Origin of the sequence: Nitrincola nitratireducens (assembly GCF_000585235.1) — a bacterium.
In the GTDB taxonomy this organism is placed as follows: domain Bacteria; phylum Pseudomonadota; class Gammaproteobacteria; order Pseudomonadales; family Balneatricaceae; genus Nitrincola; species Nitrincola alkalisediminis.
Genome location: NZ_AONB01000058.1, coordinates 1 through 1,106 on the forward strand (window position 1 = coordinate 1; position 1,106 = coordinate 1,106).

The window sequence follows — 1,106 nt, forward strand, 5'->3', positions numbered from 1 at the left end:
CATTAGGAATGTTATTTGTATGCACACTGGATGTCGCGGAATGGTTAAGTGCAGATGGTGACAAAGAACTGGATGAGTTGTTAATTTCCTTGGGCTTTACGCTGGGTGCGGTTGTCGTTTCAACGATTGTGGGGATGGCGGCATCCGCATTTATTATTGGAGCTATGGGTGTCGCTCTTGCACCGGCAGTCATCGCGGGATTGGGATTTGTTGCTGTTTTGGCCGTTGGAGTTGGAATCGGGATAGTAATTAATACTTCTTGCATTAAGGATAAAGCACTCAAAGCCTTCCGGGAGTGGAGTTCAAACGCAACCATTAACCAACCTGACTTCCAGAATTCTGATCTTTATCAGGGGATGATGGTAGCACCATGAAAAATAATGATTTGCATCAATACAACCAAAATTTGAATACAACAAGGCCGCTTTGGGTGAAAAATCCCAATTCAAAGACTAACGAACTATGGGTCTTGGTAAAGAAATTCTTGCTTTTTTTTATTATATCTCACTCAATAGTTATATTGATAAGCCTGACGTTGGGGTTGAAGCATTCTCTAACCTTATTCTATTTCAGCTTGACAGTGTTGGTACCGACAGCCGTTCTAACGTCTGCTATTATTCAGTCCAAACGAGCAGAACCTGATGATTTACTAGAGATTAATCTAGCAACTTGGCTGTTTAGAGTATTTGTGATGTTTGGAGCAAATATTGCCCTTATTGTTTCAACCGCCTTTGATATTTTTCCCCTTATATTCAGCGCACTTCTTATTGCCTGTGTAGTTATAGAGTTGATGGCCTACCTGACCTATCGTTCCTATTCTGATGACATGATTCGAGAGATCATCGAAGAAAGAAAAATGTTCTCCCCTGTCAATGAGAACAAAGAGTTCTGGTTTTTAAATAGAGGGGGAGATGTAGGATCAGATCGCTTATTTATCAAAGGCAAGTGGCACCTACGTTTATTATATGTTTTAGCTTACATTGCTCCTTTTGGTGTGCTTAGTGGCGGTAAAGCCATTGGTGCCTATCTAGTGGCTTTTGCTGCGATTGCGATTTATTTTATGGCTCATGGACTATTTACCGGCTATTACGTCACTCGTCGTGGTC

2 protein-coding genes are annotated in these 1,106 nt (G+C 41.3%); both read left to right on the plus strand.

Annotated elements, in window-relative coordinates; genetic code table 11:
- A partial coding sequence (locus D791_RS18585; RefSeq protein ID WP_036515030.1) for a hypothetical protein occupies positions 1–374 on the plus strand: 374 nt, incomplete at its 5' end.
- Positions 371–1,106: hypothetical protein (locus D791_RS18590; RefSeq protein ID WP_036515031.1), on the plus strand; the 736-nt coding region annotated here is incomplete at its 3' end. The genes D791_RS18585 and D791_RS18590, both read left to right, overlap by 4 nt.